Here is a 12,352-nt window from a genome sequence, read left to right on the forward strand (position 1 = left end):
TAAATGAGCTTACAAAACTCGCGCGCGATGTTTTAAACTTAACAAAACTCAATACAATTACGACCATTTTCCTTTGCTTGATACAGCATTTTGTCAGCCCTAGCAAAAAGCAATGATTGCTCTGAATCCATAGTAGGGATAATAGTACTCACACCAACGCTCACTGTCACCACGTCACTAACACTGGACATAGCATGCTCAATTTTCTGCGCAAATACGATGTTACGGCATCTCTCTGCTATTTCTAGCGCCGCTGTGGCGGTTGTATTAGGAAGTAGTATCACAAACTCCTCACCGCCATAACGGGCCACAAGGTCCGTGACACGCATAGGCGCCTGAGAAAGCGCGTGCGCCACTTTGACTAAGCAATCATCACCCTGTAAATGTCCGTAGTAATCGTTATATAGTTTAAAACAATCAATATCGGCAATGATTAATGAGATAGGCTGTTGGTTACGACGAGCGTGCTGCCATTCTGTAGTAAGCGTTTGATCGAATGATCGGCGATTTGCAATGCTAGTTAAGCCATCTTGAAATGATAGTTGTTCTAGTTTTTTGTTGAGGATAATCAGCTTATCCTCCATTACTTTGCGCTCTGAAATATCAAATATAAAGCCTACAAGCTCTATAGTAACGCCGTTCTTTCTGACGACATGCACGACATCGCGCACCCATACATAACCTCCATCAGCTTTTAGTGCGCGATAATCGGCCTCATGGTCAGCGCCTTCTTCAGATTGCGATATGCAGAAGTTCGCAGTTTTCTCTCGATCCTCTGCATGAATTCGGTCTATCCAATCACCAGCATGCAACCAGCTTGTTTGAGTCCAACCCAACAACTCTTCAATTTGCGGCCCTATATAAGTAAATTGCTTAGTTGCCCAATCCAGTTTCCAAGGAATAGCTTTGGTTGACTCCAATAGCGCCTTATATTTAATTTGCTCGTCATTATCAATAACATCGGTCATGCAAGATTCCTTTTACACAAAGTAATACCTTACTTAAAAACTTCCTATTGCACAAATTATATAAGTTACATTGCAAAACCCAATGTGCGTAATCCAACATAAGCGCGTATAATTCACTTTTTAGCAGAGCTTAAGTTAAGTTTTGTTAGTCAAAGTAAGACTGATTTGGGGCTGACCAGGTTTCGACGTGGGTTACAAAGCAGTGCAGGGCATACCGAGGCTCAGATTACCTCGTAAATACAGCTGAAACAAGTATAGTCGCAAACGACGAAACTTACTCTCTAGCAGCTTAGTTCTGCTGGACGCTACACCAGCTCTCCCGTGGGTTGGATTGGGGTAACCCATACGTAGTGTCATATACACGGGATACGTGTTGTGTTGGGTTACTTAGCACCGCATTAACCTTAAGGTAGCTCGCGTGCAAACTGCTTGTCTGTTGGTGTGTTGCACGTTAAATTAAACAACAAGGCTAAGTATGTAGAACTGTCTGTGGAGGATTTGCGGACGCGGGTTCGATTCCCGCCAGCTCCACCATTTTAGTGTTTCACCCAGTAGCAAGATGTATCAAAAGCCTAGTAAATTCAACCTTCTAGGCTTTTTTTACGCCTATTGCAATCGCATAGTGCATCTTTACATATCACAATCTATTGGGTACATTATTGGGTACGCGGTTATTTTTAATAACTCGTACCCAATAAAACTGAAAGGTGATTGTTAATTATGCCCAAGCTCGCAGCGCGTTTAACAGACATTCAAATTAAAAATACCAAGCCTAAAGAAAAGCCTTTTCGTGTGGCAGCAGGGCGAGGCTTATTTTTACTGGTTAAGCCTGATGGTTCAAAGTATTGGGTAATGCGTTATCAATTTGAAGGTAAAGAAAACAATCTTTCATTTGGGCGTTATCCTGAAGTGTCGCTAGTCAATGCTGAAAAGCAAGCCGCTAGCACTCACGGATTGCTCGCCGAGGGCATAAACCCTAGTGAAAACAAAAAAGCGGCAAAGGCTTCAAAAACTGGTGTGCTTGCTAATAGTTTAGAAGTGGTTGCTCGTGAATGGGCGATTAGTTATTTCACTAATAAATCAGACTCTCATAAAGAGCGAACTGTTAGACGCTTAGAAAGCTACATATTCCCGTGGCTAGGTAATAAACCTATATCTGAAATAACAGCCCCACAGATTCTAGAAGTGATTAAGCGTATCGAGAGCTTGAATAAACTTGAAACAGCGCATCGAACCATGCAAGCCACTAGCCAAATATTTCGCCATGCGGTTCAAACGGGCAGGGCATTGCGTGATCCGACCATAGATTTAAGAGGTGCGTTACCTGCTCCTGTAGTAAAACACATGGCAGCGTTTACCGAGCCTAAAGAGATTGCCGAGCTATTACGCGCAATAGATGGTTTTACAGGCTCTTTCACAGTTCAATGCGCGCTTAGGTTATCCCCCTTGGTATTTACACGCCCTAGCGAGCTAAGAATGGCTAAATGGGCAGATATTGATTTGGAGGCTAACGAATGGCGGTATCTTGTAAGTAAAACAAAAACTATGCACTTAGTACCATTATCAAAACAAGCGGCTAAATTGTTTACTGATTTAAAAGCCATTTCAGGCCGTGGCGAATATGTTTTTCAGAATGGGCACGATCCTAAAAAGCCTATGAGTCCTGCTGCTATTAATGCAGCATTAAAGCGTATGGGCTATGACACTCAGAAAGACATTACTGCCCACGGTTTTAGAGCAATGGCGCGCACTATATTGCATGAAAGATTAAACATTGACCCTTACATCATTGAACATCAATTAGCGCATAAAGTACCAGATACACTAGGGGCAGCATATAACCGCACTAAGTTTATTGAACAGCGTACAGCCATGATGCAGGCATGGGCAGATTATCTGGATGAGCTTAAAGCAGGTGCAAAGGTATTGCCATTCAAACAAGCGTAAAGCGGCTTACGATAGGTAAAAAAATACCGAGACTATCAATGGGAGTAAATAGCTCGGCATCAAAACACTCGGAGGAGATGAGTTGTTAATAATTAATGTACTGAGCGCATATTTCAAATGAATGAAAGAATTAAGAAGTATTTATAAATTGAGGCGAACCTACAGGAGGCTTAATCATGTAAAAACTAATTAAAGCATTATCAGCAAAGTAAACATTTAATCTATTTGAGGAATAATCATAATGAATTACCAACAAGCAAAGATTTTATTAAGCAACGCAGCAATGGCACGAGCTAATTTTTATTCAGCTACAGAGGCTCTAGAAAAAGTCATAGGCCATGAAATTGATGACAATGACCTAGGTGCTTTAATTGACAGCGACTTTTCTGGCATAACTCAAGACGGTTTGACCGATAATCAGGCCATGAGTATTTTAGTGCAGATTTAAGCTAGTTTTTAAATGACAAAGCTGGGGGGCAACCCAGTCAATAAAAATAATAATTTCCAATATCACTAGCTCGCTAAACTTCACCGTAATGTTAAATATATATGTGCTGAGAAATGAAACGCTATACACAGGATAGCGTTCGATGTTTTTTAGGCTTCAAAGGCTATATAGCGTTTGTAGCTTTACCTTTACCCTTTGAAGTCATGATTGCCACGAATGATTTATTAGTGGCTTGTGGTGGTTTGATTGATAGCATTTGCGCGTATGGCAATGGGTCATCATGAATTGCATCACGTAAGCAAGCCCAAACGCTTGATTGTCTTGCAGGGTCGTTGCTTAGGCGCGTTAATACAAGTTTTTCAAGGGATTGCTTGTCCATGTTAGATAAACGCTTCTTATCGCTTCTGCTCAAGCCGTAATGCCTTGCAATATCTGCATGAAACTTATTAATCAAGCGCATTAGATTTCCCGTACTGCCTACCATATCACGACCTTGCATCTTACCGTCAATCAATGGCAGTATTAAAGCGTGGGCATGTGGTGCAGCTTCATCTAAGTGAATGTCAAACGCTAGCAGCTCACCAGAAAAGTTTTGTTTAACCCAGTTGAAGCAATCAATAAAAAATTGCTCAGTGTCTTGCTGATGTCGGTCAATTGGTAAGCTGAAAATTACCTCTACTGCTTTCACTTGGTCTTTGCGGGGATTTTCAATGCCAGCAAGTATCATTTGAGATTTGGCATGCCTAGCTATCGTTTCTGGCTTATCTTTGCTAGAAAGCGAATAGTTTAATGATGTTCTAGTCGCGTCAATGTTAGCACTAGCACCGCGTTCATTTTGCAATGTGCGCTTGTTATGCTTTAACGCCACCAAAACACCATTTTCACCCTTTATCTTACCGAGCCTAATTAAATGACTAGCCGCCATCTTGCACAGCCTGTCTTTTTCTATTGACGTGGTAAGGCGTCAAAATAGCATGAGCAATAAAGTCACATGCTGGTTTTGGCTCACTACCGTCTTTAGGTTGCCATATTTTTGGCGTCAATTCGCCTGACATACAAATACTATCGCCTTCATCAAGTGCAAGCAGTGATTGACATACTCTCTCGTCGAAGGCAATTACACCAACACGCATACTGTCGCCAGTCGCGGTAGGTGTATAAACGGAAACTGTGACATATAGATTTTGGTTTTTACCAATCCGCTTGATAGGTTTAAATGCAATTTTTCCGTTAATTAGAGCATCAATCATTGCTGACACCTAGCAGCACGTATTTAGCTACGCCTTTGTGATTAATATTATCGGGGGTGTGTTCATCAATACACACCGTATCAATTTTATAACCCATATCACGCAGTTCTTTTATGCGTGGTGCTGGCTGCATAATTCCGTAACCGTGACGTAAATCAATCGTACTTTTGGGGCTATCAGTTAATGCGGATAAAATAGTTAGATGCTGGTTATTAATGCTTGTTGGCTGCATGGTTACACTGCCTTAGCCGCTAATGCCGCGCGAAGCTCACCAACTTGCCAGCAGGTGGTTCTAGGGGATAGCTTTCTAGGTTTTGGTATGCGTCCTGCTGCTACGCCTCGCCAAACACTGGCAGGTGAGCAAGCATAAAGCCCTTGAACCACTGGAAGCCTTACGCTCGCGCTATCAGGGAGAGAATCGAAGTGTTTTAATGCATCTGAAATGGTATTGTTTGTTACTGTGTTTACTGACATTTAAAGCTCCTTTGTGGTAGAAGCTGTCAGATTAGAGTTTCTTTCTAGGACACATAACCCTGTATTAATTAAGTCCTGACTTTTCTCGATAACGCGCTAATCTTTTTCTATATTTATCCAATTCAGAAGCATTAACTTTGTATTTATCATTACCAAGCTTTTTCATTTTATCTTGAAGAAATGACTTTATTATATCTTTCTCAGACATCTCTTTTTGTTGGTCACAAAGTATCCATATTGCAACAGTCTCTAGCATTGCCTTAGCTTGATTTTCAAACTTTCTCTTACCTGCACCCAGTCCAGTAATGTATGTAATGTGTTGAGTAATTTCTTCAAGCTCTTTGTGTAAAAGTGAAATTTCTTTCTCAATAGCTATTTGTCTGAGCCTCAAAGGCTCTAAGTTGGAGTGTTGCGAGTAAAGTTCAGATATTGAGGATAGTACATTGCTCATACGCACCTTTCGCGTAATCCCTAATTAAGTAGCCACACCAGCAAGGTAAGGTTGCCTTGTTTTCGCCCCGTCAGACTAGGTGTAGCAAAAGATATAAAACTATTTTAGCTTTCTACAAGCTCACCATCAATCAACATTTCAGATTGCTTTCTTTCATGGTAGTTGATTAATTTTTGTGTGCTATGAATGAAGCTGATAAGTTCGTCCTTATTCATTTCATGCACTGGCTTGGCTTGCTTTTCTGCTTGCTCTGCCGTGATGCCTGCTAGGCTTAATACATCAAGCATGGCAAGTCTTTGGACACTTGCTGGTGCATCTTTAAAATCATCTTGACCGAGTGCTAGCTTTACTAGCCTTTTCCCTATATTTTCACCATTTTCAAGCATTAGATTTAGCGCATTAGTTTTTCTAATATCTTGATATTGTTCAATATTGGCTGCTCTCCGCGACTCTTGAACTAAAACTTCATTTAGGGCTTGTTTTCCACCCTTTGGGAGTTTATTAGCCGCTCTTGTTATGTCGCTTTGTCTTTGCTGTTTCAATGTTTGTTCAAGCGTTTGTCCTTCACGAGTTGCTTTAACTGTTGCCGCACCTTTTTTACCTGCCGATACCAGCTTTTGGTTTTTCTCTTGTGTGATACCACGCAATGCCCTAACCAGTTGCGCTTTTGATTGCCTAGCCATAATATTTATCTCGTAACAATGAAATCCCATAATATCCAAAGTATTATGTTTAGTAACTTTTCTCAAATACATGGTGAAACAAATGAATAAAACAGAATCACAGGTAACGAAGAAAGAGGAAATACTAGCGAAGTTAAGATCTATGACGCCGAAAACGCGGATGGTAGTTTTGGGCGTGATTAAAGAAATGAAAGAGGAGCAGAGGAAAGAATCAGCAAATAGAAGTGAGGCACCTAAAGATGATTCAATAACTCAGCCTTAAAGCAACTGTTTACAAAATGAATTGCGTCAATACTTGCTATTTATTACTATACAAGCAGAGCAAGCCCTAACCATAAGATTTAAAAAGAAAAATAACATGTCAAAATTAATATTCACAATATTATTACTCGGACGCGCACGCCCGCTTAATAGCTGTTGGGCGTCAGGGCATAAATAGTCATGGAAACTATACTTTTACAAACCAGTCTTGCTTTGTTTGCAGCAGCTCTTACGGGATGGTTTGCTGTCCAACAGTATTACCAACAACGAGAGTATGAATTGATACTTTCTCGCTACCTTGAGGGCGGGTTAGATCTTCTGGCTGCTGAGCTAGAAAGAGTAAGTGCAGTTTTTCATCACAACTGGGCACGTTGTCTTAGCGTCTTGGCATCGTACCGTGACTTGGATGATGATTTCGATTTAACAGAATTCAATAAGGGCTTTCTTGAGCTTCAGGCGAGCAATCTTAATATCATTGCTCACCACAGGCTCTTTACCCTTGTAGGGACGCATGAATATTGGTCTATATACCAATCTGCAATGGCATTTTTTACAAATGCAAACGCTATACTGGTGAAGCAGATTCCTGATGCAATTCGAATCAAACTAACAACTGATCGAATCGAGCACACTCACGCAGATGTTGTTGAAGAGGGCTTTCAGGAGGCGAAAGAGCAAGAGGAAAAGAGCCATAAATATGTTCAGCTTGTTGCGGAATTGCAAACCCTTTCCGCTGCGCTTGAATCTGAACGATTTCGCTTTAAAGAATTGGAGAAATTTCGAAACAAGGCGGCAGTCAAGGAATCTGTGGCTCGCTTGAGGGAGTTGTTCTCTGAAGATCTAACTAAATATGCAAATTGATTCCCAACCCATCATTTAAGCATGACGCCTAATGCCGCAGCTTATGTCAAAGATTATGTATAGGGATTTACAGTTTTTTAACAAAGGGAAATAAAAATGAAAAAAATGCTTTTCGCTTTACTGTTCTGCTCATCTGGTGCTGCATTAGCAAACTCAGCGTGTGATATTCCAAAAAATGATTTTGATGGCTTATATTGCTTAAATAAGGTCTACCAAGAAGCAGACAAGGAGCTTAACGACAACTACAAAAAGTTAAACTTAAAGCTTGATAGTGATGGTAAAAGAAATCTTAAATCTGCTCAGCTTTCATGGATAGAAGAGAGAAATAATAGTTGTTCGAAACGTGAAGCAAATGCTTTTTATGTAAACCTAGATTGTGCGACGAGTACTACAATAAAAAGGTCTCAGTTTTTGCAAGATCGTATTAGAGAATGCTCAAGCTCGGGTTGTCAAAATAGCAAGCTTGAATGGCAATGATACATTCAAGCTGGACAGCCCCTTAATTCAAACGTTAGGCTTTCCCATATGCCAGAAGCTCAGCTAATACCTATAGTTATCTCTGTTGTCGCGCTGTGTGTGTCCCTAGCTAGTCTCTATGTGCAGCATTTGCGGCGAGTTAGGCATGGAACCGTCTCAGTACTTTGGTCTAGTTGGAAATACAAGTGGGGCGAACCCAACGTTGAAGTAAAGCTTGATCTTGCATTCAGCAATCAAGGAAATCGGCCATACGTAATTTCACGAACATGGTTACTAATTAAAAGTACGCCAACCACTAAGACGAGATTTGAACCATCTGAAGTTCATCAAGGAAAACCTTTGCGTGTCGCGCCTCACTCAGTAGAGTTCATACAGTTGAACTTCGAAGTCTCGGCATCACTGCTTCAAAAAAATGGTGAAGAGCGCTCTAAGTCTGAGGAGGGGGATATACAACTCCTAATTTATGCCGCAGACGACTTAGGGCGAGAGCAGTATGCTCAACCAAAAGTAATGCGCATGGCGATGCTAGATGATCACCAAGTGCACCACGAACACAATCAAGTAACAACATCTATTATTGGTGCCAAAAACAAAAAAGAGTGGAAGCTAGGGCGCAAAAAAGCGGCTTAGATTATTTAAGCTATACACTCCAGTCTTTGCTTTTCTGGTCAAGCTTAAGAGGGGGTGCATTAGTGCTGCTTCGTCTAAAGGCATAATCGGACATACAATGCGGCCGCCAGTTTGCTTTGGTGTAAAAATACAATTGAGGGTAACGTAATGACTGAGACTGAAATGAAACTTCGAGATGCAGCTACACAGATGAAACTAGCTGTTGATAATATGAATAATGATGAAGTTGTCCGCTCTTGCATCAATTCATATATATCACTTGCGAGAAGTGTCACTTTTGTTATGCAAACAGAATCTTCCGAGTACCCAGAGTTAAAAGCTTGGTATGAAAATCGAATGTCAACTCTCAAAGATTTATCGCTACTTCGTTTCTTTAATGCCAGTCGCGTCTACTCTATACACAAAGGCGTTATTTCACCAGTTACTCACACTGCACCAATATATGATTTTAAAGTTAATGAGGTGCTTCAACCACAACAGAAAAGAACAATGACATTTTTGCGTTTTGAAGGAATAGAAGAGTTTATTCCTAATAGTAGCGGTGGCGTTTTTCGGCTCTGTGAAGAGTATTACATACTACTTAAATCTCTTGTCGATGAATGGCTAGTTATACGAAATGCGTCTAGTATAAAGTAGCTTACATGCCTAACTATTCATTAAACGGGATGCAATAATAGTACCTTTTATTAATGTAAAGATTATTTATACAATGAGTTAATGAGATGGATTTTTGTCGGAGTGCCTTAGAGTAAAAGTTTGTGCGCGAAAGCACACCCCCCCGTGGGGGTCAGCCTCTGAGCATGGGTTAGGTGAGTGAGTGCTGTGTGGTCTATGTATGTGGTTAGATGGCTGGTCGATCACCTCGCCAGATCACCCACAAAACCAGACAATCTGATTCATAATTCGCTAGTCTGCTGTCTGTTTTCGTGTGCTGGTATAGGGTTAAGCGTACGAGAATCTTGCAGAATCGGCATATCAACTGGTAGTATGTACCATAGAGTAAATAGATATTAAATATCCAAGGTAACTAGTTGTTTAATAAAATTCCATTTGAAGTAGCTAAAAAGTTATTAGAAAAGCCTCTAATTTGTAGAGATTTTGGGAATTGGATCGCAAGTAAAAAAAATTCATACATTTATGAATTTGAGTGTGGGTTATTAGATCAAGATGAAATGACATGTTCGCTTCATGTTAAATTTCATTATTTTTATCATCCTCTTACTAAAGTAACGAGTTATACACTTTCGGTTTTCGATAAACAACTTTATGGGATGGAAAGAGTCTATCAACTAGAAGTTAAAAAAAATAAAAAGAAAATTAAAGATATACATTCCAAGCCGCATGAGCATTTTGGGGATATGAGAAACGCTGGTGATGAAGGTTGGAGTGGTTGGAATTTTACAGATGCATTGGAGCATTTTCTTAAACAAACTAACATTAAGATAATTGGCGAAATTGAATCACCAGAAGAATTTAAATTGAAATGATAAACTCTCAATCAATAGCAGATTTACTAGGCTTTAATTGTCATATATTAGATGACGATAGCAAGGTCTCGCTTATTGAAACTCCATTTAGGTTTTTCGATGGTGAGTTAGTACCAATTTATACTCAAGAAATTTCAAATAAAATTAGGCTATTTGATGGCGGCGAGACAATTTTGTACTATATGCAAAGAGGCCTAGATCTAACTAAATCACAAAGTCTTAGATTCATAACTAATTTAATAGAACCATATGGATTGAAACTCACATCAGATGGTGATTTGGAAATCTATTGTGATGTAGGTGAAATTAAAGAGGCATTTTCAAACTACATCGCAGCTATGTCGCAATTAAAGAGTTGGGAGGCAGAGCAAGAAGGGGTAAATTCGGATATCAATATATTTATTCAGGAGGTTGCAATGTGTTTTCTGGCAGCTTTTCCAAATGAAGATCAATATGTTAGTCCCGAATATCTAGGAATTTCTGGTCATAAATATAGGTTTGATTTTATACATGGCAATAAGGCTGTTTTTGCTGTAACGCCACATCACGCCTCAGTTTCATCAGTATTGAAAAAAATGATTGATTTGAATTTGAGTAGCCATATAACTAATTTAAAACCGATAATTGTGATAGACGATAGAGATAATAAAAAATCTGCCGAAAATGAAACGAAAATATTATCGTCCGTTGCTAGTGTGTATGCAATGACCGCTCTGGAAAAAAGATCTAACTATTCTGGCTTTAGTAATTAATAGTACAAATTGAATTTATTGGGTACGTTTGAGGGTACGCGATATTTTTCACATCTTCTAAATGGCGTATCAAATGGATTGCGGAGGTTTGTTGGATTGACGCCAGCCCACCATTTAAGTGTTTCACCAAGTATCAATCGGTATCAAAAGCCTAGTAAATTCAACCTTCTAGGCTTTTTTTACGCCTATTGCTCTATAAAAATCCCTTAGTTTTAGGTCGTGATAGGCTAATGCTAATTTAGTGGGTGATTAAAGCATCTGATAATTTACGACGCCATTGCGTTTCGACTCTTGCATCTGAGGCGCGGTAGCCAAGCGCGATGACGATGGGGATAACTGTTCCTCTTGGAAGATTCAGCAATTTGGTGATTTTTGATGCGGAAAATCCTTCCATTGGGCACGAGTCTATGCCTTTTGATGCAGCAGCCAGCATGATGGTCTGCGCTGCAAACATGGCGTTACGTGCAGCCCAATTTCGGCTACCAATACTTCCTACTGGCAGCAGAGATAAGCTCGGGCGAATAAGCGATGCAATGTAGATAAGTGGCATCCAGATTGCTGATGCTCCTATGCCCAGAACTTTATTAAACATCCCCAATTGCTTACGGTAGTATGCCTTCGATTTTGATTCAAGCGAGGTAGATGCTTCAACATAAGCAAGTTGTTCAGCTACAGTGTGCTTTGCGATAGCGGCACTGGCAGAGATAACGACGATTTCTGCGGCCGTAGACGCAGCTTGCTGACCATGACAAGCTTTTGCAACTTCAGCTTTTAAATCCGTATTACGAATCCAGTGTAGTTGATATGGTTGTAGGTTGCCACTGGAAGGCGCGAGCATGGCTTCAACCAGTAACTCTTGAATATCCTCATCAGCAATTGAGGCGGTATTAAATTTACGAATCGCCCTGCGATGACGATTAAGGGCTTGAAAGGCAGGCCAATTCTGTTGAGTAATTTGTGTCATTACGGCTTAATCTCTTGTATTTGAATGAGTAAAAATAGTAAGCTATTGCTTTAATTTTTAATACTCACATTTCTAAAGCACATGATAGCTAAAGCCAAACTCGCTACAAAGCCCAGAAAAAGCCCATCTCAAGAGAGGTCACGCGCCACAGTAGATGCAATTATGCAAGCTTCTACTTACATTTTAAATGAAGTTGGGTGGGGCGGCTTGAATACAAATGCGATTGCAGAACGTGCAGGCGTTAACATTGCCTCACTCTACCAATTTTTCCCTAACAAGCAGGCTGTGATTGCAGAGTTGCAACGTAGGCATGTAACCTCCATCCGTGCAGACATACAGCATGCTTTACAGAACATCAGCAACCAACCAACGCTAAGAGTGGCGCTGACAGTTATTGTTGAAATGGTGGTTAAGGAGCACCAAAGCGCACCTGAGGTGCATAAAGCCATTTCGGAAGAGTTGCCACTATCACAACGTTGTAAACAATATGATCAAGGTGAAATGCTTAAGGAGATGGTAAATGCATTGCTTCCATTTATGAAAAATGTACCCGATCCACAATTAGCGACCTATATGGTTGGTATTAGTATTAAGGCTATCGTTCATCAAGTGACTAATCAACGTCCAGAATTACTCAACCATTCAAGTTTGGTGGATGAGCTGGTGACGCTAATGGAGCGGTTTTTGATTCGCGAATGA

18 protein-coding genes and 1 other RNA gene are annotated in these 12,352 nt (G+C 40.3%); 11 read left to right on the forward strand and 8 right to left on the reverse strand.

What is annotated here, in order from left to right:
- Nucleotides 1–38 precede the first annotated feature (38 nt).
- Nucleotides 39–968: a sensor domain-containing diguanylate cyclase gene (locus tag PSU72_RS05510; RefSeq protein ID WP_300431321.1), complete on the reverse strand. Its 930-nt coding sequence runs from the start codon at nt 966–968 to the stop codon at nt 39–41.
- Nucleotides 969–1,135: 167 nt separating this feature from the next.
- Between PSU72_RS05510 and ssrA the strand changes: the two genes are divergently transcribed.
- The 3 genes from ssrA (at nt 1,136) to PSU72_RS05525 (ending at nt 3,363) form a co-directional block, all read left to right on the forward strand.
- Nucleotides 1,136–1,502, forward strand: a transfer-messenger RNA (tmRNA) gene (gene ssrA / locus PSU72_RS05515).
- 186 nt (nt 1,503–1,688) lie between these two features.
- Nucleotides 1,689–2,915 (forward strand): integrase arm-type DNA-binding domain-containing protein, encoded by a 1,227-nt coding sequence (locus tag PSU72_RS05520; protein ID WP_300431322.1) that lies wholly within the window; start codon nt 1,689–1,691, stop codon nt 2,913–2,915.
- A gap of 241 nt (nt 2,916–3,156) precedes the next feature.
- Nucleotides 3,157–3,363, forward strand: coding sequence for a hypothetical protein (locus tag PSU72_RS05525; RefSeq protein ID WP_300431323.1), 207 nt, complete (start codon nt 3,157–3,159; stop codon nt 3,361–3,363).
- A 163-nt stretch (nt 3,364–3,526) separates the two neighbouring features.
- On the opposite strand, the gene PSU72_RS05530 is transcribed toward PSU72_RS05525, so the two are convergent.
- The 6 genes from PSU72_RS05530 to PSU72_RS05555 all read right to left on the reverse strand — a co-directional run bounded on the left by PSU72_RS05530 (nt 3,527) and on the right by PSU72_RS05555 (nt 6,293).
- Nucleotides 3,527–4,288 carry a plasmid recombination protein gene (locus PSU72_RS05530; RefSeq protein WP_300431324.1) on the reverse strand — a complete coding sequence of 254 codons (762 nt, stop codon included), beginning with the start codon at nt 4,286–4,288 and terminating at the stop codon, nt 3,527–3,529.
- Entirely contained in the window at nt 4,278–4,613 is a 336-nt protein-coding gene (locus PSU72_RS05535) for a hypothetical protein (protein ID WP_300431325.1), read from the reverse strand. Before PSU72_RS05535 ends, PSU72_RS05530 begins: the two co-directional genes overlap by 11 nt.
- Nucleotides 4,606–4,845, reverse strand: coding sequence for a helix-turn-helix domain-containing protein (locus PSU72_RS05540; RefSeq protein ID WP_300431326.1), 240 nt, complete (start codon nt 4,843–4,845; stop codon nt 4,606–4,608). Before PSU72_RS05540 ends, PSU72_RS05535 begins: the two co-directional genes overlap by 8 nt.
- A gap of 2 nt (nt 4,846–4,847) precedes the next feature.
- Entirely contained in the window at nt 4,848–5,087 is a 240-nt protein-coding gene (locus tag PSU72_RS05545) for an AlpA family phage regulatory protein (RefSeq protein WP_300431327.1), read from the reverse strand.
- Between the two features lie 64 nt (nt 5,088–5,151).
- Complete coding sequence (locus PSU72_RS05550) at nt 5,152–5,538, reverse strand: hypothetical protein (protein ID WP_300431328.1); 387 nt, start codon at nt 5,536–5,538, stop codon at nt 5,152–5,154.
- Between the two features lie 104 nt (nt 5,539–5,642).
- Nucleotides 5,643–6,293 carry a hypothetical protein gene (locus PSU72_RS05555; protein WP_300431329.1) on the reverse strand — a complete coding sequence of 217 codons (651 nt, stop codon included), beginning with the start codon at nt 6,291–6,293 and terminating at the stop codon, nt 5,643–5,645.
- A gap of 10 nt (nt 6,294–6,303) precedes the next feature.
- Here PSU72_RS05555 and PSU72_RS05560 point away from each other — a divergent pair, with 10 nt between their 5' ends.
- The 7 genes from PSU72_RS05560 (at nt 6,304) to PSU72_RS05590 (ending at nt 10,689) form a co-directional block, all read left to right on the forward strand.
- On the forward strand, nt 6,304–6,483 hold the full coding sequence (locus PSU72_RS05560) for a hypothetical protein (RefSeq protein ID WP_300431330.1): 180 nt from the start codon (nt 6,304–6,306) through the stop codon (nt 6,481–6,483).
- A gap of 179 nt (nt 6,484–6,662) precedes the next feature.
- Complete coding sequence (locus tag PSU72_RS05565; protein WP_300431331.1) at nt 6,663–7,343, forward strand: hypothetical protein; 681 nt, start codon at nt 6,663–6,665, stop codon at nt 7,341–7,343.
- A 96-nt stretch (nt 7,344–7,439) separates the two neighbouring features.
- Nucleotides 7,440–7,820, forward strand: a complete 381-nt coding sequence (locus tag PSU72_RS05570) for a lysozyme inhibitor LprI family protein (RefSeq protein WP_300431332.1) — start codon at nt 7,440–7,442, stop codon at nt 7,818–7,820.
- A gap of 48 nt (nt 7,821–7,868) precedes the next feature.
- On the forward strand, nt 7,869–8,450 hold the full coding sequence (locus PSU72_RS05575; protein WP_300431333.1) for a hypothetical protein: 582 nt from the start codon (nt 7,869–7,871) through the stop codon (nt 8,448–8,450).
- 147 nt (nt 8,451–8,597) lie between these two features.
- Nucleotides 8,598–9,086, forward strand: coding sequence for a hypothetical protein (locus PSU72_RS05580; protein WP_300431334.1), 489 nt, complete (start codon nt 8,598–8,600; stop codon nt 9,084–9,086).
- A gap of 395 nt (nt 9,087–9,481) precedes the next feature.
- Nucleotides 9,482–9,937 (forward strand): hypothetical protein, encoded by a 456-nt coding sequence (locus tag PSU72_RS05585; RefSeq protein WP_300431335.1) that lies wholly within the window; start codon nt 9,482–9,484, stop codon nt 9,935–9,937.
- Entirely contained in the window at nt 9,934–10,689 is a 756-nt protein-coding gene (locus tag PSU72_RS05590; protein WP_300431336.1) for a DUF1828 domain-containing protein, read from the forward strand. The genes PSU72_RS05585 and PSU72_RS05590 overlap by 4 nt, the downstream gene beginning before the upstream one ends.
- Before the next feature lie 238 nt (nt 10,690–10,927).
- On the opposite strand, the gene PSU72_RS05595 is transcribed toward PSU72_RS05590, so the two are convergent.
- The gene (locus PSU72_RS05595; protein WP_300431337.1) at nt 10,928–11,653 is read right to left on the reverse strand and encodes a nitroreductase family protein; all 726 of its coding nucleotides are present in this window, start codon (nt 11,651–11,653) and stop codon (nt 10,928–10,930) included.
- A gap of 81 nt (nt 11,654–11,734) precedes the next feature.
- Here PSU72_RS05595 and PSU72_RS05600 point away from each other — a divergent pair, with 81 nt between their 5' ends.
- Nucleotides 11,735–12,352 carry a TetR/AcrR family transcriptional regulator gene (locus PSU72_RS05600; protein ID WP_300431338.1) on the forward strand — a complete coding sequence of 206 codons (618 nt, stop codon included), beginning with the start codon at nt 11,735–11,737 and terminating at the stop codon, nt 12,350–12,352.

Source organism: Methylotenera sp., from assembly GCF_029945535.1.
Lineage (GTDB): Bacteria > Pseudomonadota > Gammaproteobacteria > Burkholderiales > Methylophilaceae > Methylotenera.

What these genes read in the sequence shown, in the direction of transcription:
- PSU72_RS05520 (WP_300431322.1), top strand. Translation starts at nt 1,689, where the DNA reads ATGCCCAAGCTCGCAGCGCGTTTAACAGACATTCAAATTAAAAATACC.
- PSU72_RS05550 (WP_300431328.1), bottom strand. Translation starts at nt 5,538, where the DNA reads ATGAGCAATGTACTATCCTCAATATCTGAACTTTACTCGCAACACTCC.
- PSU72_RS05540 (WP_300431326.1), bottom strand. Translation starts at nt 4,845, where the DNA reads ATGCAGCCAACAAGCATTAATAACCAGCATCTAACTATTTTATCCGCA.
- PSU72_RS05560 (WP_300431330.1), top strand. Translation starts at nt 6,304, where the DNA reads ATGAATAAAACAGAATCACAGGTAACGAAGAAAGAGGAAATACTAGCG.
- PSU72_RS05555 (WP_300431329.1), bottom strand. Translation starts at nt 6,293, where the DNA reads ATGTATTTGAGAAAAGTTACTAAACATAATACTTTGGATATTATGGGA.
- PSU72_RS05510 (WP_300431321.1), bottom strand. Translation starts at nt 968, where the DNA reads ATGACCGATGTTATTGATAATGACGAGCAAATTAAATATAAGGCGCTA.
- PSU72_RS05570 (WP_300431332.1), top strand. Translation starts at nt 7,440, where the DNA reads ATGAAAAAAATGCTTTTCGCTTTACTGTTCTGCTCATCTGGTGCTGCA.
- PSU72_RS05530 (WP_300431324.1), bottom strand. Translation starts at nt 4,288, where the DNA reads ATGGCGGCTAGTCATTTAATTAGGCTCGGTAAGATAAAGGGTGAAAAT.
- PSU72_RS05535 (WP_300431325.1), bottom strand. Translation starts at nt 4,613, where the DNA reads ATGATTGATGCTCTAATTAACGGAAAAATTGCATTTAAACCTATCAAG.
- PSU72_RS05590 (WP_300431336.1), top strand. Translation starts at nt 9,934, where the DNA reads ATGATAAACTCTCAATCAATAGCAGATTTACTAGGCTTTAATTGTCAT.
- PSU72_RS05575 (WP_300431333.1), top strand. Translation starts at nt 7,869, where the DNA reads ATGCCAGAAGCTCAGCTAATACCTATAGTTATCTCTGTTGTCGCGCTG.
- PSU72_RS05545 (WP_300431327.1), bottom strand. Translation starts at nt 5,087, where the DNA reads ATGTCAGTAAACACAGTAACAAACAATACCATTTCAGATGCATTAAAA.
- PSU72_RS05580 (WP_300431334.1), top strand. Translation starts at nt 8,598, where the DNA reads ATGACTGAGACTGAAATGAAACTTCGAGATGCAGCTACACAGATGAAA.
- PSU72_RS05565 (WP_300431331.1), top strand. Translation starts at nt 6,663, where the DNA reads ATGGAAACTATACTTTTACAAACCAGTCTTGCTTTGTTTGCAGCAGCT.
- PSU72_RS05525 (WP_300431323.1), top strand. Translation starts at nt 3,157, where the DNA reads ATGAATTACCAACAAGCAAAGATTTTATTAAGCAACGCAGCAATGGCA.
- PSU72_RS05600 (WP_300431338.1), top strand. Translation starts at nt 11,735, where the DNA reads ATGATAGCTAAAGCCAAACTCGCTACAAAGCCCAGAAAAAGCCCATCT.
- PSU72_RS05595 (WP_300431337.1), bottom strand. Translation starts at nt 11,653, where the DNA reads ATGACACAAATTACTCAACAGAATTGGCCTGCCTTTCAAGCCCTTAAT.